Genomic DNA, 20579 nt, shown 5'->3' with positions numbered 1-20579 from the left:
TTTTTTCAGTTGTGGGAAGAGGATAAGATTCATATCGTTTAACTCTCCTTCTAATGAAACCACTACTTGTGTTGCTGGTAACCTCGCTGATCGCGTTGCTGGTTATCTTTTTCGTAAAGAACCAATGGAACTTTACCCTGGCGGCCCGGATCGGAATGGCCGCTATGTTAGTGTTTACAGCTATTGGCCACTTTGCTTTTACTAAGGGCATGGTCCTGATGATGCCCGAATTTCTGCCCTATAAGCAGCCGCTGGTTTATGCCACTGGCGTTCTGGAACTAATAGCCGCTATTGGATTACTGGTGCCTGCTACAACTACACTAACGGGTTGGTTTCTGCTTATTTTTTTTCTGCTACTTCTTCCCGCCAATATAAAGGCAGCCGTTGAGCACATTGATTACCAAAAGGCAACTTACGATGGTAGCGGTAGCTATTACCTTTGGTTTCGGATTCCTTTGCAGGTGTTATTCATGGTGTGGGTTTACATGTGCGCCATCAGCCACGCGCTACAGTAATTGTGTGGCTGTTCCCTAACCTTCCCTAATCGACGGAGTAGCCAATTTCTCACACCTTGTCGGTTTTGTTCTATTAAGCCATATAGCCCCCGCCTACTTTTGCCCGAAGTTAATTTATCAACTAAAAAGCAGAAAATGGCGCAGGACATAACAAAGACACTGGTATTGGGGGGAACTGGAAAAACAGGTAGCCGAATCGTTCAACAACTGATAGACCGCGATGTAGCCGTACGGATAGGATCCCGGTTTGCCGACATCCCCTTCGACTGGCTGGATCAATCGACATGGGTACCTGTTTTGCAGGACGTAAAAGCCGTCTACATTGCCTACCAACCCGACTTGGCGGTTCCCGGAGCGGTTGATGCTATCCGTGACTTTACTCAACTTGCCGTTAAAAATGGGGTACAGCAACTCGTTATGTTGTCGGGGCGCGGTGAACCTGAAGCGCAGGACTGCGAACGGGTGGTCAGGCAGTCGGGTGTTGACTGGACAATTCTCAGGGCAAGCTGGTTTTGTCAAAACTTCAGCGAAGGCTACTTGCTGGAACCCATTTTGGCTGGTTATGTGGCACTGCCGGTGGCCGATATTGGTGAACCTTTCATTGACATTGATGACCTTGCCGATGTAGCCGTTACCGCCCTGACTCAACCAGGACACAGTGGAAAAGTATATGAGTTGACGGGTCTTCGGCTATTAACCTTTGCCGAGGCTATTGGCGAAATTGCCCGTGCAGCAGGACGATCCATTCAATACGAGCAGGTACCTATCGAAACTTACACTGCCACGCTGACCGAGTATGGTGTTCCTGAAGAAGCCATTGCGTTAATGACTTATCTGTTCACGGAGGTCATGGATGGCCGCAACAGTACGCTCACCAATGGTGTCGAAGAGGCATTAGGCCGCAAGCCTACCGACTTTTCCGATTTCGTCCAAAAATCAATTGCGCTGGGAATATGGGCCGAAACGCCAGGCGGTGAAGAAGCGGGGGCAACCCGCTCACCAGAAATTGAACCGCGGCAGTAACTAAACAGGCTGATCTGCCCGGTCATCATCAGGCAGTATGAACCCCGGCCAACCCTGCTGCTAGTGCTTCCTGTTTGGTTTTTTGGTGATATTCCGTCGGCAGAATTCCCGTAAACGCTTTAAACGTTCGGGTGAAGTGCGAATGATCGGCGTAGCCGCTTTCGTAGGCGACGTCGGAGAGCTTGTCGTAACGTCCATTCGTCAACTGGTTCAAGGCAGCCTGAAAGCGACAAATGCGGGCAAACAGCTTGGGGGAGATACCCACGCTCTGTTTGAACCGGCGCTCCAGACTTCGTTCCGTAAGCCGCAGAGTATCCTGCAATGCCTTCAGCGTTATGTTGCCATTCGACCGGATCATCTCGTTCAATGCCTGGGCGATTGCCGGGTCTGTGTTCGGGTTGTGGTCCTGAAGGTGAGCCGATACGTACCCGAACAAACTGTCGACTGAGTTGGCCGAAGCAGGCTGCAACAGTCGTTCGAGCAGAGGCTTGTCGCGGACGCAGAATAGCTCGCTCATATCCATACACGTATCGGTCAGTTCGAACGCATCGAGACCAAAGAGTGCCTTTAGGGCATCGGGATAAAAACAGATGCCTAACACGGTAGATTCTCCGGTCAAAGTAAGCTGCACCGGCTTGACAGACTGCCCATACAGAATAATCTGGGGCAACCTTTTGTTGTGTCGATGCACCTCCCCGTTTGGCATGCACATAATTCCGGGGCAACCATCGGCCACTACGTCAATGGCGTCAAGGTGCGGGTGGCCCGTCTGGCTCGTTAACCGCCAGCCGTACCGGATGTAATCAGTTAGCGCGGGAGGTGGCGAAATGAGTTCGTATGGCATAAAAATCTCGCTTTTAGAACACTCGGGCATCTCTGTCGTTGGTTTGTTGCTGCCTAAAAGTTTTTGTGGCACACAGACAAAAAACAGTTAGCTGAATAAACAGAGGCCACCCGTCGGCGCCTCAAAGCACGCGACTACGTGCTGCCGTTGCCGCCGAAAAAGTAGCAGTATCTGATTGTAGCATAGTGGCATAGTATCGCGGCCGTTCTGGTAAAACCTATCGATTTATACGGCCTGGCGAAGTAGTGCTGACAGTGCCCTGAGCTAGCTGTCGTCACTACCATCAAACAGGGCTAGTAACCCTTCCAGGCGAGGGCGGTACGAGATCCCGATTGGAAGCTGCGTTTTCCCTAAGTAGATAGAGTGTCGGTCATAGCTAGTGATCTTCCCAAGGTTAATAAGGTACGATTTATGGATGCGGATAAAGAGTCGGGCAGGTAATAACTGCGTCATGGCCGACAGGCGTTCGTTCACCACAAATAGTTGTTCATCCGCGTATACCTTAGAATAAATGCCGAAGGCCTCCACGTACAGTATAGACCGAAAGTCGAACCGCTGAATACGACGGCCCATCTTCAGAAAAATGGCTTCGTCTGTAAGCGAAGGCTGGTTTTGCGACTGAAGCTGCGAAGCGCGATTGAGGGCCATATGCAGGCGCTCGTCTGTATAGGGCTTAAGTAGGTAGTCGGCAGCCCGACCAATTTCATAGCTATCAACGGCATATTCCGGATACGCACTGATGATGATAACCGGCGGCAACGTAGCGCCTATTTTCAAGAGGGTCATTCCGGATTGGTTGGGAAGATGAACATCAAGAAAAATAAGGTCGATACGTTGTGTAGCTAACATGTTGAGAGCGGCCTCGATTGTGCTGACTGCACCCACTGACTTATAGAATGTGAATTTATCAAGCCGCTGAGTTAACAACTCGACATCCTGTTCGCTGTCATCAACGACAAGGTACTGCTTTATGGTCATAGGTATTGGTAATGGGCTGTAAGGAGAGCATCAGATGGTGATTAATCCGGATAGCCTACCAAGCAAATATACGTTAATGGCTATCACCTGGATGAGCTTTACGAATGACTATAGCAACAATTGTAAATACAACTAAGCATGGGCAGAAACATTTATCCTGCCAGTTTGTGCTGTTAAATGGTGAAAAGTGCCTAAAAAAAGACGATCAAAAGCTATTTTAAGCACAGTAAATCTATATGTTCAGGATAAAAAAAGCCGCCTTCGTGTACTAATTACCTCTGTGCCGAAACTCGATTTAGTTACATCGTTATGGGAATAGTTGACAGGGAACGTTCACGTAATCAAATCGCTAAGTCCACTAACTAAAGTGGCCTTTTGAGAGCAGAAACCGCCCACAAGCGCATTAGCACAAAAAGTTGCGCCGTTGTTTGCTCCTGCAACTCTACTAGTTGGGTAAAGCAACATTGTTCAATGCTGGTGCGTCTGTTCAGGCGCACCACATTTTTGCTTCGCTACGGGGCTTATCATCACCACTATATACGCCTGCGTACGCTGACGCACCTTAACAAACTAGCGACGTATATACGATACCGGTAGGTGCCGATCTACGTGCCCATTAGCTGTTTAAGATAAATCAATGGAACGAGTAACACACCTGGTAGATACCTACCTGAAAAGCCGGATGGCTATTCTAAGAAAACTCGACGATGGGGCACTTAGCGTTGGGGACCTGGCACTATGGTTAAATAGTACGCCCTACAAGGTTCTCCTGCGCAAGAGAAATCCTAACAGCTGGCGACCCACGGAACTTGAACAACTGGCTACTGCACTTGACCAGTCCAGTACAACTATCCGGAGCCTGCGCTACCTGGCCGACCACTTGTTGCAACTACCTAACCCGGTTTTGCGGCAACTACTGAAGAAAACTCAATTAAACCGGGTCAAACTCAGGGACCGGGACGCCGATGCAGACCGGTGGCGGCAAAATGAGCTAATGCTGCTCGATTCGGCGCTTAGGTGTTACAAGGCCAGTGCGCCCCTCTGCATAGCTGCTGGTTCAACCACTGTAGCCAGTGACCTGGCTGCCAGAGAGCCAATCGTGATCAGCATACAACTCACTGCTTAATCAGCCAATCAACTAACCGTTGCTCCCTCACACTGGTGAGATGCGGGGGAGCAAACGGCCCAAAATAGCTCAATCATGATGACAGTCAGTAATTACCAGGAACACCCGTTGTATTACAATGACGTCAATAGCAGGCGTTTGTCGATTAACCAGTTGACCGAGACGTTTTCAGTAACGACTACGCTGGTTGACGGGAAACGGGCCCGTAAGCGCATCACCGAAACTGTTGCGCATAGCAATAAATTCTTTTTTACCGAAAACGTGCCCCCTTTTTTTCGGCAACAGCTGAGGGGCGAAACGCGAATGGATGTATTGAAAGAGTTCTGTCAACTGGCTACCAACCCGACAAAAGCCATGTTGCGCGTAAAAGTCGACCTATCGGCCGATGTGCAGCTGGCGGCAGCAGAATGGCACAGTATCATCGACTACTGTATCACTAGCCTGGGTCTGGCAGGCTCACCGGCTATTGTGCTGCATGCGCCAACGGCGACCCATTGCCTTCACCTGTTTGTACTCAGCCATAAGCCCCTGAAAGGAGAGGAAACAGTAGAACATCAACGGATAGTTAGACGAATGATGGCCATCCAACTGGCACTTTGGTGGCACAACCCTGTGTATCGAAACACGGTGTTCAAACCTACGCCGCATGAACTGGCAAACGGTCACTCCCAGACCAGTTGCGGGTCATTTATCAGCCGGGCTATTTATGACTTATTAGACCACAAGCAGATTGAAACGATCTACAGCCTTAGAGAGCACTTGTGGCTGATGTATCAGATTAAATCATACTGCCGCTTGGATGATTATTCATTCTACGAATTAAGGTTTCGCCATAAACAGTTTTCCTGGATTAACGCCTGTGACCTTAGCCTGGATGTGGGCGTGATTCGGATATGGCTGGACTTCAACCGGCTGGTTAAGCAGCCACAGGTACGAAACCGTATCATGGCCAACATTAAGTAGAAAGCAGAAAAACGCGCGTTAGGGGCAATAAACCAACCACAACGTGCAGTTTAACCACGCCGCCCTTGTATATCACGGGTCATGGCGTCTATTTGCTGTTGTCTGTGTATAGGCAGACAACAGCCCGAAAACCTATTTGCCCAATGATACACTGTTCATTCTACGCTCGTTCACCCCAGGGTCATGAGTCATTTGGTAGCTTAATGCGGGAGGACCCCAGGCCCTACCTGAAGTGGATAGTAACGATAGCTGCCAACAAGCAGCTATTTTTTTTGTGCTTGCCTAACCGCTTACCACCGCAATCGGGCCTTAGCGGTAGTGATTACTCAATTGGTGGGCGGTGATTTTCTGGTAAGCATTATTCTTGCCAAATGATAAAAGTTCAGTACAGGAATGAAGCAGTTAACAACACAGAACTCGCTATTCGATGTACAGAATGGGCTATTCAGATAGACAAAACATAGTGTTGAGGATAGTTTTGATAAACCAATACAATAACAAAACGTAGCCTTATTGGTCAACTTCAACAAATAGCCAATTAGGGTAGATGATTCCACTAGTTGAGCATAGAAAACTCGGTGTTCATGTCAGATTTTGGCCGAAGAATAAATCAATGCTCATGTTTGTCAGGGCATTTGCTTTAGGGTTATCAGGCTGGCAAGGTTATGCGCCAGTACACTTACCCGCCTAATTCCATGTACATACGTTGTCAGCTCTCTCCAGGCTGACGCGCCCTCCAAGTTTTCGGCTGCCCTATGTGCGGTAGACCGTGTTGACAGGTAGACGTATATACATATCCGTTACCCACGGTAATTAATGTGCCCTAAACCCCACTTTTCTAATCAATCACACTGACGTAACTAACTGACGTAGTCTAAGCGTATGGAAAACTAAAGAGCGAAGGTGGCAGCGTTAAGCTTCCCACCTCAGAGGCCAATCTCAATAGGCGAGGCAGTAGCTGCAACCAACGATCAATTGGGCTGTACTCCCGTGATTATCAACAAAGAATACGTTTATGAACCGAAAATTACACAACCTTATGCATAATGGTCCCACAAAGACGGACCGGGCATTTCGGCCGCGACTGGCCTGGTTTGCCCTGCTGCTAGCCCTGCTACCTCCTTCGGTCTACTACGCCCAAACGCTCGCTGTTAATCAGGCAGGCGTGGCGCGGGTACGTACGGGGTACCAGCCTGGTGAAACTCCTAGGCCTGTAGCTCGTTTAAGAAGCAGGCCTGCACCACCCACCACCCTATTTTCGACCGAGTTTTTGCTGGGCAGACCCACTACCAGTGCTGACCGGGCATTTGCGTTTAGTGCCGGCGCTGCGGAAATCTGCGACAATGGCCTCGACGACGACGGCGACGGCTACGTAGACGGCTACGACTCTGACTGTAGCACGACCACGGTGCCCGCCTGCACAGCCCCGGCCACCGCAGCGGCGTTTAGCATTGCGCAGGGCTGGGTCACATCAACGGCTAACGGGTTGGCCTGTTCGCAGTCGCCCACGGTAGCTGACCTGGACGGCGACAAAAAGCCCGAACTCCTGGTGGCCGCTGCCGGTGGCACGGGGTATCGCTATTACAAGGGTGATGGCACCAACCTTACCAAGAATACCAATGACTACATAATTCCGCTGTATACAAGCGTAACGCAACCTACTTCGCAGCCCGCCGTTGCCGACATTAACAATGACGGTACGCCAGAGGTCATCGCTGTAGCTGCTACTGGGCTTGTTTATGTGTTTGGTAATGTGGGCGGTAGCGCATCGGGGGGGCAAACATCCACCGGAACCGCTGGATTTCGCTACAGATCGAATGTGGCCTCGCAGTTTGCCTTTGGTTCTCCCCGTGTGGTCGATATTGACGAAGACGGCACCCCGGAAATTGTGGTGGGAACCGATGTGTTCCAGTTCGATTTTGGGGCTGGTTCACTGACACGGGTAGTGGCTGGTAGCTTAAGCCTGCCCTACGGTCGGGATGGTGTTGTTACCGCCGCACCAAATGGTCCCTGGGGTGCCGATCCTGTGGTGGTGGATCTGATTTCATCTAACCCCGGCAAAGAGCTTGTTGCCGGTTCGCGGGTGTACAAGGTCGATCTGGTAAACGGCACACTCACGACCCTGAAAAATTTGAACACCATCAGCCCGGCCAACGTACCGGCCAACTCTGACGGCCCTACGGCGATAGGTGATCTAGACCTCGACGGTGATCTGGACATAGCCTATGCCGATGGGACAAACTTCTATATCTGGGACCCCAACGGCAACGCCCTGCTGATGCGGCAGGCTAACTGGACAGTAGGCGGTTACCGGGGTATTCCCCTGATTGCCAACGTATATGACGAACAGTTCAACGAAGGTCGGGTCAATAACTACCCTGAGGTTGTGCTGACATCACAGAGCAAAATTTCGGCTTTCAACCTAAGCAAAACCACTGGGCCTGTCTGGACCATTGTCACCACCGACAACTCAGGCCAGACCGGCATTACGGCATTTGACCTGAACGGCGACGGTACTCAGGAACTGGTGTATAACGACGAACAGAACATACGGGTTATCAACGGCGACCTGGCTGCGCCGGTTAATTTAGCTTCGTATCCATCAGGTACGGCCACCTGGATGGAACACCCGGTAGTGGCCGACGTGAACGGCGACGGAGCCGCTGAATTTGTTTGTGTCACAGCGGGAGCCGTTGCTATGGTTGGTGAACTGCGAATGTTTAAGTCAGGGGGCGGTGCGCCCTGGCAACCGGCTCGTACGATCTGGAATGGGCGGGGCTACCGGTATGTTAGCATCAACGATGACCTGAGCATTCCGGCGCAGGAGCAGAATATTGCCCTGCCTTTTCCAGCCAGCAGCACCCGCAAACCGCTGAACGTATTCAACGCGCAGCTCAACCCCGACGGGTTTATGCTGGCACCGGGCACCGTAGCGGCAGCCAACGCCAAGCCCGCCATCATCGGGTCGGTGGTGAACTGCCCGTTTATGTACATCAACTACAGCCTGCTCAACACGGGCGACGCGGCCCTGCCAACGGGTATGAACGTTAGCTTCTATGCAGGCGACCCCACGCAGGCTGGCAGTAAGCTTGTTGGCACGGTGCAAACACCCGCGTCGGTTTCGGTGGGGCAAACCAGTTCATTCACGGCTACATTGCCCGTGGGCAGCAATGGTTTCCCGATTAATCTTTTTGTGGTGGCCAATGACAAAGGCACCCTGACGCTGCCACTGTCGCTGTCGGCGCTAGGCACCTCTACGGGTCTGCCTGAGTGTAACTACGCCGACAACACGGCCAGCAGCAGTGTGACCAACGTGGTGGGCTTTTGCCCCTCGCCGGGTTGCGTAGCGCAAAACCTGCAACTCTGGCTCAAAGCCGACGCGGGCGTTATAACGGCGGGCGGCACAGGCAGCACCGTAGCGGCCTGGACGAACAGTGGCACCCAGCCCTTTAGTCTGACTCAGTCGGTAGTGGCCAGCCAGCCGTTGTTTAACGGGGCAGGCAGCAACGGGCTGATCAACTTCAACCCCTCCCTCAACATGCTTGGCACGCGCTCTATGGTGCTGCCGGGGGGGATGCTGCCAAGTGGTACTATTAATAACGTGCATTTCTTCGGCGTGCTGCAAAATACGGCCCTGGTCAATACGGCCATGGCCTACGAAGAGACCCTGCCCTTAATTGCCAACGTACGGCCTCAGAATAACTGGGCTGTTCACTTGCCCTGGGGCGACGGCATCGTGTACTGGGACGCTGGCTCGTCTTCGGCCACCAACCGCCTGCAAGTGGCCTGGGGAGCCGCCCTGAACGTGCCGTATGTGTGGAGCCTGCTGGCCGACGCCACGCCCACCCCGTCGCAGCAAATTCTGCGCAATGGCACCCTGCTGGCCTCCGATGCCACCATGACCGCCTTTAGCAAGCAGTCGCCGGGTGCGCCGTTTAACCTCGGCAATGGCTACAACGGGCTGATTTCTGAAATCCTGATCTACACCGGTCCCCTGACGCAGACTGAGCAATTCCGCATCGAAACGTACCTGGCCATCAAGTACGGGCAGACGTTGGGCCATAATTACCTGTCGGGGTCGGGGCAGACGCTCTGGAACACCAACACCCAGGCCGTATTTACCAACGACGTGGCCGGTATTGGTCGCGACGATTGCCAGGGCTTGTACCAGAAACAGTCGAAGTCGAGCAACCCCAACACCATCGTAACGGTTTCGCTGGGCAACGTGATTGCGCCCACCAACGCGGCCAACCCGGCCAATTTCGGCGGCAACGGGCAGTACCTGCTGTGGGGGCATAATGGGGCACCAACCAGCTTCACGGCCACAGGTGGCCCGGCCAACTACACGGCCATGATGGACCGGCGGTGGCGGGTGCAGGAGTGGAACGGCTCCACCAACACCGACGCTATTCAGCAGGTAGTACTGGCGTTCGACCGCACCAACGCTGGCCTGACGGGTAAAGACACCGATTATGCGTTGGTCATCGACCGCGATGCCGACGGCAACTGGGCCGAAGAAACGCCCATTACCAGTGCCACTACTGTAGGCAGCAACCTGATTTTCACGGGTATAAACCTCAACCACAACCAGATCTTCCGGCTCGCGCTGCGCGATACGGACAACGATGGCGTGGCCGACGTAAACGACCTTGACGACGACAACGACGGTATTCTGGACACGCAGGAGCTAGCATGCACTACGCCGGTTAACCTGAACATCACGACGCTTGGTCCTAATGCAACCGCAACGGGCGTTCCACCGGGTGTCTTCTCCAGTTGGACGGTCGTAGCAGGCGATATTCACTTAGCCGGCGATGGCGGGTATGGCTGGCGTTCACAGGTAGGCGGTAATATGATTGATGGAGGAAACGGAAATGGCCGAATTCAGCGCATCGTACAAACAATTCCCGGACAGGCTTATAACTTCTCATTTTACACCGCAAAGCACACTACATTCCCCAGCAACCCACAGGCGGGTGCAGTCTCAGCCAGCAATGGCGCAACGGTGCTAGGTAGTGTGGCAGTGTCGCCAACGGCACTTGCGTCGTCTGCTGTCTGGAATGAGCAGGTACTCACATTTGTGGCCAGTTCTACGCTGACAACGTTGACTATGGAACAGACCAATGGTCTAAATCCTGGTTATGGCCCTGTTTTTTCAGGTATGGCCCTAACATTAGGTGACCCCTGTGACCCGGACGGCGATGGGATTATCAGCAGGCTTGATTTAGACGCCGATGGCGATGGTATCCCTGATAACATCGAAGCCCAGCCAACCAGCAGCTACTCCGCTGTAACCAGCAGTGTCGATGCAAACGGAGTTCCCGCCGTTTACGCCGGGGGAATAATGCCTATCGATACAGATAAAGATGGTACACCCGACTACCTCGACCTCGATTCGGACCGAGACGGCCTGCCTGATACGCAGGAGGCTAACATCACCAAAGTCAACGCCGACGCGGATGATGACGGGCTGGACGATAACAGCCGCACCGACAAAGACGTGACCAAGTTTGGTCCGGCGGGCGCGGGGCTGGCCAACAACGGCGTGCTGGCCTACTACCCCAGCTTCGACGGCGCCCAGGTCAACTGGCGGCAGGACGTGGTGCCCTCACTGGCCATTACCCAACCGGCCCGCAGCACGGCTACCAATAATACCAACCCGCCCATTGTGGGTACGGCCTCGCCCTTCAGCAGCGTCACGGTACTTGGCCCCAATGGTCAGTCGTGCGTGACAACCGTTCCGAAAAGCGGCACCTACACCTGCACCGGCCTGACGTTCCCCTACGGTCCGGCCAGCGTAACGGCCGTAGCCGCCAACAGTGGCGGCCAAAGTGCGCGGGTAGTGCGCAACTTCACGGTCATCAATTGCCCCACCCTGCCGGTGGGCGGCACGGCCGTCACCAGCAGCGGTACGGTTTGCGCGGGCAACAACAGCGGCGTGGTGAGCCTGACGGGTCAGACCGGCAACGTGGTGCGTTGGGAAACCAGCACCGACGGCGGTAACTACTGGGCACCGCTGCTGAACACGCTGCCGACGCAGTCGTTTACCAACGCGCAGAACGGACAGCAGTACCGGGCCATCGTAAACAACGGGGGGGGCTGTCTGGAAACGCCCTCGGCAGTAGTGACCATCACGACCAGTTCGGGTGCCTGCCCGCTGATCTGTCCCATCCCAATCAGCGTGATACAGAAGTAGACAGGCCCCACCCCACCCCGGCCCCTCCGCAACGGCGGACCGCCCTTAAACAAGGAGAGGGGAGCAAATCCAAGGTGGTCCTTCCCCCCTCCCCTGTTTTTCAGGGCGGTCCGCCGTTGCGGAGGGGCCGGGGGTGGGGTGGGATTCTAATGACCAAACATTCAACATAGTATATCAACATGAACATTCTGTACACACGAATGCGACTAAACCCTGGCCGATTCTGGCTGCTGTGGGTACTGCTTGCCCTGGCGGGATCAGGCTTGACAACGGTCGCGCAGGCGCAGTGCCCGGCCATCGACAAGGCCACGGTTTCGGGTTGTTATTATGCTAACGGACAAAGCCTGGCCACGGTAAGCGTGCAGGTTTCGTGGGGTAGCGTCAACGCCGGTACGGGCAATATTACCGTCACGCTTTTCCGCGGGGCCACCGTTGTGGGCACCCGCATCATTGTACCAGGGCCAATAACGGTTACGTACACGCCGACCCTCACGGGGGCTCAAACGATTGTATCGCCGCAGGTGGTAGCCTTCGACGTGCCTGCCAACGGTGCCGCGCTGACCCTCAGCGTAGCCCGGTCGGGTTGTGCTACCATCACCAACACCCAGCCCATTCAGGCTCCTTCGGGTTGTGCACCCACCACCTGTACCGGTAACGGGCTGGGTGGGGCGGTGTATTACGACTTCGATGCCAACGGGCAGCGGGCCGTATCAGAAACCGTGGGTGTGCCGAACGTAACCGTCACGGCCTACCCCAAAGCAGGTGCGCCGCTCACCACGACCACCGATGCCTTCGGGCAGTTCAACCTGGCGGTACCCCCCACAAGCTACCCCGTACGGCTTGAATACACCCAGATACCGCAGTTTTTGTCGGGTGGGCGCAGTGGTCCCAATGGCAGTGGCAGCCGCACTACGGTGCAGTTCCTGTCGGCGCCAACCTGCCAGGCTAACCTGGGGGTGCTAAACCAGAACGAGTTCTGCGATGCCAACCCTATAATCATGACGCCCTGTTATGTGAACGGTGATCCGCTGGTAGCGGGTACGGCTGGCACTGACCCCGCTATGGTAGGGCTTCCGTATAACTCAACGGGACGTGCACCGGCCAAAACGTTTATGGTGCCTAACTCCAGTTTGGGTGCTACTTGGGCAACAGCGTATAATAAATCAACGAAACGGTTGTTCACGTCGGCCGTTGTGCGCCGGCATGCGGGCTTAGGGCCACTAGGCATAGGTGGTATCTACCAGTTAGACCTAAGCAACCCTTCGGCTCCGGTGACGACCAACTTTTTAGATGTGGTCAATGACCTGGGTATCAACGTTGGCTCTATCGGCTCGAACGCGGCCCGTGGTATGGTGGGCGACAAAGCGGCCAAAAGCAACGACCCGCAGGCATTTACCGCTGTGGGTAAGGTGGGTATCGGCGGTATGGACTTCTCCGACGATAACTCGAAGCTGTATTTTACCAACGTCTTCGACAATACGGTCTATGAAATCGACATGTCGGCCTATAACCTCGGCGGCCCCAAGCCCACGGCGGCTAACGTCAAGTTGTTTCCAATACCTGATCCTGGTTGCGTGGGCGGTTCCCGCCGAAGCTGGGCCTTAAAAGTATCGCGTGGGTATGTGTATGCCGGTGTTGTGTGCGACGCGTCGACCTCGACCAAATCGAACATGATTAGCTACGTATACCAGCTTGATCCGGCAACGGGCGCCTGGAAGCAGGCTTTCTCTATTCCAATGACCTATCCAAAAGGTTGGGCTGGTGGCGTCAATATCACAGGCTGGTTTCCGTGGAGCGATGATTTCGCCGTGTATCCACAGCCTTCTGCTGGCCTCGTGCTCTACCACCAACCCATGCTGACCGACATCGAGTTCGATGTAGATGGCTCTATGGTATTGGGTTATGGAGACCGTGGGGGGATGCAATTCAGCGCAGAGAACTATGGCCCCACGGGCACCACGATACTTACCACCGTTTCGGGGGGAGACATGCTACGGGCCTACTTAAGCAACGGCACCTTTATTCTGGAAAATAACGCCAAAGCTGGACCTGCTACGGGCTATAAACCCAATAACAATCAGGGGCCAGGTTTTGGCGAATTTTATAATGACGACCTGCTGATGACAACTGATCCTAACTACTTAGGCCACGCTGAAAACGCCTTGGGTGGGCTGGCCCTAAAGCCTGGATCTGGTGAAGTAGTGGCAACCATTATGGACCCCATTAATTTGCCGAATGCCACCGTTGCCGGCGATTTTGTGTGGGCAAACGGAGTACGGCGGTTAAGCAACAGCACAGGTGGGGTAAACGATGCCTTCATAGTCTACCAGCGCTATGTCAATGGTGTGCTCACCGGTCCAGGTACGTCAGGTAAAGCCACTGGCTTGGGTGACATTGAGCTGGCCTGTGCGCAGGCGCAGTATATTGAACTGGGTAACCGGCTCTGGAAAGATGCCAACCGCAACGGGGTGCAGGATGCCGACGAGCAGCCGATGGCGGGAGTGCAACTGCAACTCTACAAAGGCCCCACGCTGGTAGCCTCGACTACTACCAACGCCGCTGGCGAGTACTATTTCTCCACCTTGCTGGGCCATACTATCCTGCCCAATACCACCTATAATATCCTCTTCGGCGCTGGGCAGTTCAACAGCACAACCCAGGAGATGACCGTTGGTGGCAACAAATACAAGCTCACCACCCCCGACGTGGGGCAGGGCAGCAACCCCGAACAAAACGACTCCGACGCCGACCCCAACGTGCTCTCAACAGCCCTGGGTGCCCGTCCGGGGGGTGTTCCGCAGATTGTAGTCACCACCGGCGATTACGGCTTTGTCGACCACTCGTTCGATGCGGGGGTATATTGCTCAGACGTAGCGGCATCGGTATCGGCAGTGGCAGCCACCTGCAACGGGTCGACCAACAACAACGACGGTAAAGTCGAAATCGTGTCGGCCACCAGTGCTACCCATTATGCCGTGAGCGTTGGTTCGTCATTTACGGGCGTGTCATTCACCGCCGCTACCCCCATGTCGGGCTTCCCGGTAGCGGTCATCAGCAACGCACCCAATACCGGACAGGTCTATACGGTACGGCTTTTCAACGGGTCGGATGACTGCGTGCTGGATGTTATCGTGAACGTACCGCAAAGCTGCACCATCAACTCGTGTACTGCGGTGGGCGGCACGGTGGTCTACAGCGGCAGCGGTGCCCTCTGCGCCACCAGTAACATTGGCAGCCTGACGGTAACTGGCTCGGCAGGCAACGTGGTCCGCTGGCAAACATCCACTACCGGTGGAGCAAGCTGGAACGACCTGCCCAATACCGCCGGGCAGGCGTACTACACCTTCATGAACGCGCAAAACGGTCAGCAATACCGGGCGGTGCTGAATACGGCCACCGGCTGCCCCGACGTATATGCCACACCGGTAACGCTGTCCGTTAGTAGTTCAGCCTGCACGTCAGGTAATTGTGATACCCGCACGGGCAGTTTGTCGGTAACAACAAGTGGCCCTGGCGCGGGTGCCGGTCAGACGTCGCGCCTCGTAGCTGTTGACCCAACGGGCGTGATCCGGGCGGTGTCAACTGCCAACGGCAGCAGCCTGAGCAACGTACCCACCGGCGATTACCTGGTTTATCAGGTGGTATTCGACAATGCCCAGCCACCCACGCTGACGGTTGGTACGGCCGTTTCGGCAACGGGCGGGGTTTGCGTCCGCTGGTCGAACGGGGTGCTGATGAAAGTCTGCTCAGCCGCACCAACGGTAACCATCACCAGCCCAACGGCCGGGACCACGCTGACGACCACTACGCCCGCCATTTCGGGCACGGCCACGCCCAACGCAGTGGTCACCATCACGGGCGGTCCCGGCAGCACGGGTGGTCCCGTAAGCGTTACGGCCGACAACAACGGCAACTGGACGACCACGGGCATTACGTTTCCGTCGGGACCCAACACGGTAACGGCGGTGGCTACTACACCCGCAGGTGGCAACAGCCTACCAGCATCCACCAGCTTTACGACGGCTGCGGCCCCCACGCTGGTGGTTGACCCAACTATACCTGGCCCGCCCACGCAGCCCATCACGGGTACGGCCACGCCGGGTAGCAAGGTGACCATCACCGACCCCACGGGCAACACCCTCTGCCAGACGACCGCTAGTAGCAACGGCACCTTTGCCTGTACCATAACGGTGCCCGCAAACGTGACCAACGTGATCGTGACGGCCTGTAACACGGCTGGTTGCACCAGCAAAACCGCTGTGGTTAGTGTTGTGCCCGTGCCCACCATCGCTGTGGACCCCGTGCCCACCATCGCCACCGTCACGCCCACCATCAGCGGTACGGCCACACCCGGTGCCCTGGTGGCCATCCTGGGACCAGGCAGCACCACCCTCTGTAGCACCACCGCCACCCAGACAGGCAGCTACAGCTGCACCGTCAATGTGGCCCCCGGTCCCCAGACCCTGACGGCCGTGGCCACCAACCCCGGTGGGTCGGCTTCGGCGACTACCAACAGCTTCACGGCCGTGGGTTCACCCACACTGGTGGTAGACCCGGTGGGCAAGCCCGGTCCCCTGACCCAGCCCCTGACGGGCACGGCCACCCCGGGCAGTCAGGTGGTGATCACCGACCCGGCAGGCCGCACCCTGTGTGCCACCACGGTGGGCAGCAGCGGCACCTTCAGTTGCCCGGTCAGCCTAACGGCAGGGGTCAACACCCTCACGGTGACGGCCTGCAACGCCAGTGGCTGCACCAGCCTGCCCGTCAGTCGCACGGCTCTGCCTGTGCCCAGCATTGGGGTGGACCCTGTGCCAACTATAGCCACGCTGACGCCCACGGTGTCAGGCACGGCCACGCCGGGGGCTTTGGTGACCATCTTAGGCCCCAACAGCACGACCTTGTGTAGCACCACGGCCACCCAGACGGGCAGCTACAGCTGCACGGTGAGTGTATCTCCTGGCCCGCAGGCGCTCACGGCGGTGGCAACGAATCCGGGTGGGTCGGCCTCGGCGCTGACCAACAGCTTCACGGCCGTAGGTCCGCCCAGCCTGACCGTTGCCCAGCCCACTACGCCAACCCGGCTGACCGACCCCATTACGGGTACGGCCACACCCGGCAGTCAGATCGTCATTACCGATCCAACCGGCAACACGGTATGTGCCACTACGGCCAGCAGTTCAGGTACGTTCTCTTGCGGGGTTAGCCTGACAGCAGGGGTGAACAACCTGACGGTGACGGCCTGTAACGCCAGCGGGTGCATTAGTCAGCCAACCAGCCGTACGGCGGTGCCTGTGCCCAGCATTGGCATCACGGGTCCGACGAACACCACGGCTACTACCTCACCAACGGTGTCGGGTACAGCCACACCGGGTGCCCTAGTGGCCATTCTGGGACCAAACAGCACCACGCTCTGTAGCACCACGGCCACCCAGGCGGGTACTTATTCGTGTGTGGTCAACGTGCCGGGCGGAGTTAATAGCCTGACGGCGGTAGCCAGCAACCCAGGCGGTTCGGCCTCAGCCGTGACGAGCTTCACGGCGGTGGGTTCACCAAGTTTGGTGGTAGATCCCCTCGTGCCAGGTCAGCCCACGCAGCCTGTCACGGGTACGACCACGCCGGGGAGCCAGGTGGTGATCACCGATCCTACGGGCAACACCCTCTGCCAGACCACGGCTAGTGCGTCAGGTACGTTTACCTGTACTGTCACCCTGCCCACAAACGTAACGAGTGTAGTCGTGACGGCTTGTAATACAGCGGGTTGCACCAGCAAAACGGCGGTGATGGCTGGCGTTCCAGCGCCCACAATTGCGGTAGATCCGATGCCAACCGTAGCCACACTGACACCCACGGTGTCGGGCACGGCTACGCCGGGGGCACTGGTAGCTATTTTAGGTCCCAACAGCACCACGCTCTGTAGCACCACGGCCACGCAAACAGGTAGTTACAGCTGCACGGTGAGCGTAGCGCCTGGCCCGCAAACATTGACGGCGGTAGCCAGTAACCCAGGAGGATCGGCTTCGGCAGTGACCAACAGCTTCACGGCCGTGGGTGTACCCACGCTGGTGGTAGACCTTGTGGGCAAACCCGGCCCCCTCACTCAACCCCTGACAGGCACGGCCACGCCAGGCAGTCAGGTGGTGATTACCGACCCGGCGGGCCGCACCCTGTGTGCCACCACAGTGGGCACATCAGGTACGTTTAGCTGTCCGGTGAACCTCACCAGCGGGGTAAATAACCTGACGGTGACGGCTTGCAACACAGCCGGTTGCACCAGCCAGCCTATCAGCCGCACGGCCCTGCCGGCACCCACGGTGGCTATCTCCTCGCCTGCCCCCGGCACGACTACGGCTAGCCTGACGCCCATCTTCACCGGTACGGCTACGCCAGGTAGTGTGGTCACGGTAGTAGGTGGTCCCGGCTCGACGGGCGGTCCGGTGAGTGTAACGGCAGACCCCAGTGGCAATTGGACAGCCACAGGTATCCGCTTCCCGGCAGGACCCGCTACGGCCACGGCCACGGCGGGCAACCCCGGCGGCAGCAGCCTACCTGCCAGCACAAGCTTTACAGCTAGCGGCGGTGCACCCACACTGGTGGTAAACCCAGTGCCACCTACGGGACCCGTGACGGGTACAGCCACGCCGGGTAGTCAGGTAGTGATCACTGACCCCACAGGCAATACCCTGTGCCAAACTACGGCGAGTGCCTCAGGCACGTTCTCATGCCCGGCAACCTTGCCCACAAGTGTGACGAGTGTGGTGGTAACGGCCTGCAACAGCAGCACCTGCACGAGCGTGACGGCTCTGGTGGGTCCTGGCCTGGTGGTAGCTCCGCCTGTGCCGGGTCCGTTGACCCAGCCTGTGACGGGCACGGCTACGCCCGGTGCTCAGGTGGTGATTACCGACCCCGCGGGCAATACCCTGTGCCAAACTACGGCGAGTACCTCAGGTACGTTTAGCTGTCCGGTGAACCTCACCAGTGGGGTGAACAACCTGACGGTGACAGCCTGCAACGCCAGCGGGTGCATTAGTCAGCCAACCAGCCGGACGGCAGTGCCCGTGCCCACCATCGCTGTGGACCCCGTGCCCGCCATCGCCACCGTCACGCCTACCATCAGCGGTACGGCCACGCCCGGTGCCCTGGTGGCCATCCTGGGACCAGGCAGCACCACCCTCTGTAGCACCACCGCCACCCAGACGGGCAGCTACAGCTGTACGGTGAATGTGGCCCCCGGTCCCCAGACGCTCACGGCGGTGGCAACGAATCCGGGTGGGTCGGCCTCGGCCACCACCAACAGCTTCACGGCAGTGGGTTCACCCACACTGATCGTCGACCCGGTGGGCAAGCCCGGTCCCCTGACCCAGCCCCTGACAGGCACGGCCACCCCGGGCAGTCAGGTGGTGATCACCGACCCGGCGGGCCGCACCCTGTGTGCCACCACGGTGGGCAGCAGTGGCACCTTCAGCTGCCCGGTCAGCCTGACGGCAGGGGTCAACACCCTGACCGTTACGGCCTGCAACGCCAGTGGCTGCACCAGCCTGCCCGTCAGTCGCACGGCCCTGCCTGTGCCCAGCATCGGGGTGGACCCCCTGCCAACCGTAGCCACGCTGACGCCCACGGTGTCAGGCACGGCTACGCCGGGGGCGTTGGTGGCCATCTTAGGCCCCAACAGCACGACCTTGTGTAGCACCACGGCCACCCAGACGGGCAGCTACAGCTGCACGGTGAGCGTAGCCCCTGGCCCGCAGACGCTCACGGCGGTAGCGACGAATCCGGGTGGGTCAGCCTCGGCGGTGACCAACAGCTTCACGGCCGTAGGTTCACCAAGTCTAGTGGTAGATCCCCTCGTGCCAGGTCAGCCCACGCAGCCTGTCACGGGTACGACTACGCCGGGCAGCAAGGTGACCATCACCGATCCTACGGGCAACACCCTCTGCCAGACCACGGCTAGTGCGTCAGGTACGTTTACCTGCACCATTACGGTACCAACCGGGGCAACAAGCGTAGTGGTTACCGCCTGTAATTCAACAGGCTGCACCAGCAGAACGATAGTAGTTCCTGTCACGCAGGGTACGGTTAGCCTGAACGTCAAGGTGTTGCTTCAGGGCGCCCTGCTGGGTGTGAACAGTGGTTCATTGATGCGCGACGACCTGCGGACGGGTGGCTACGTGCCGCTCACTACGCCCTACTCGGCCACAGCCAATGCCCGCTTTACCCAGGCGGGTGGCGGTGGCGGCGAAACGACCACCCCGGCGGTGCTATCGGCCAATGCCGGTACACCCAACGCCATTGTGGACTGGGTGCTGGTTGAACTGCGCAGCGCGGGTAATCCGGCGCAGGTGCTGGCTACGCGCTCCGGCCTACTGCAACGTGACGGTGACGTGGTGCTGCCCGCCGATGGGCTATCACCGCTCAGCTTCACGGGCCTGGCGGGCACTCAGTACTATGTGGCGGTGAAACACCGCAACCACCTGGGGGCCATGACCGCCACGGCACTGCCTCTGAGCAGCATAGGCACCACCGTCGACTTTACGGCGATGACCGATGCACAGGTTTATGACAAGCCTGGTGCGGTTAATTACGACGGTGTAGAGATGGTCACGGTCAACGGTAAACGTGCCTTGTGGGCGGGTGATGCCAACGCTGATGGGAAGGTTAAGTACGTGGGTGGTGGTTCAGACAACGGTCATGTACTGAACGATGTTATCACCGCCCAGGGCGCCATTGCAAACCCGTCGTACAACTACGACTTCGCCTTTGGCTACTTCTTTGGGGACCTCAACCTGAACGGCAAGGCGAAGTACCAGGGATCGGTCAATGACCCCACGGTGGTCTTCGACAACGTAGTGGTTACCTACCCGCTCAATATGCTCCAGTTGTACAACTACGACTTTATGGTCGAGCAGTTGCCTTAATCAATCTACCGCCGCGTCAACC

The 20579-nt window shown here is 56.9% G+C and carries 8 protein-coding genes; 6 read left to right on the top strand and 2 right to left on the bottom strand.

All coding sequences use genetic code 11. The annotated features are described in order from the left end of the window. Window positions 1–53: 53 nt before the first annotated feature. Both J2I48_RS19635 and J2I48_RS19630 read left to right on the top strand, forming a co-directional pair. Window positions 54–515, top strand: coding sequence for a DoxX family protein (locus J2I48_RS19635; protein WP_207337196.1), 462 nt, complete (start codon window positions 54–56; stop codon window positions 513–515). 99 nt (window positions 516–614) lie between these two features. Then, complete coding sequence (locus J2I48_RS19630; protein WP_229376539.1) at window positions 615–1538, top strand: NAD(P)H-binding protein; 924 nt, start codon at window positions 615–617, stop codon at window positions 1536–1538. A gap of 28 nt (window positions 1539–1566) precedes the next feature. On the opposite strand, the gene J2I48_RS19625 is transcribed toward J2I48_RS19630, so the two are convergent. Then, window positions 1567–2382 (bottom strand): helix-turn-helix transcriptional regulator, encoded by an 816-nt coding sequence (locus tag J2I48_RS19625; protein WP_207337195.1) that lies wholly within the window; start codon window positions 2380–2382, stop codon window positions 1567–1569. 264 nt (window positions 2383–2646) lie between these two features. After that, complete coding sequence (locus J2I48_RS19620) at window positions 2647–3360, bottom strand: LytR/AlgR family response regulator transcription factor (protein WP_207337194.1); 714 nt, start codon at window positions 3358–3360, stop codon at window positions 2647–2649. Window positions 3361–3997: 637 nt separating this feature from the next. On the opposite strand from J2I48_RS19620, the gene J2I48_RS19615 reads away from it, so the two are divergent. From J2I48_RS19615 to J2I48_RS19600, 4 genes are all read left to right on the top strand, one after another. Continuing rightward, window positions 3998–4486 carry a hypothetical protein gene (locus tag J2I48_RS19615; protein WP_207337193.1) on the top strand — a complete coding sequence of 163 codons (489 nt, stop codon included), beginning with the start codon at window positions 3998–4000 and terminating at the stop codon, window positions 4484–4486. A gap of 75 nt (window positions 4487–4561) precedes the next feature. Then, window positions 4562–5449 (top strand): hypothetical protein, encoded by an 888-nt coding sequence (locus J2I48_RS19610; RefSeq protein ID WP_207337192.1) that lies wholly within the window; start codon window positions 4562–4564, stop codon window positions 5447–5449. Window positions 5450–6464: 1015 nt separating this feature from the next. Continuing rightward, the gene (locus J2I48_RS19605) at window positions 6465–11645 is read left to right on the top strand and encodes a DUF8202 domain-containing protein (protein WP_207337191.1); all 5181 of its coding nucleotides are present in this window, start codon (window positions 6465–6467) and stop codon (window positions 11643–11645) included. Window positions 11646–11824: 179 nt separating this feature from the next. After that, window positions 11825–20557, top strand: a complete 8733-nt coding sequence (locus J2I48_RS19600) for an Ig-like domain-containing protein (RefSeq protein ID WP_207337190.1) — start codon at window positions 11825–11827, stop codon at window positions 20555–20557. The last annotated feature ends 22 nt before the right edge of the window (window positions 20558–20579 follow it).

This window comes from Fibrella aquatilis (genome assembly GCF_017353255.1).
Taxonomy (GTDB): Bacteria; Bacteroidota; Bacteroidia; order Cytophagales; family Spirosomataceae; genus Fibrella; species Fibrella aquatilis.
The sequence above is the reverse complement of the archived record's forward strand: the minus strand, read 5'-3'. Positions and strand labels throughout refer to the sequence as shown.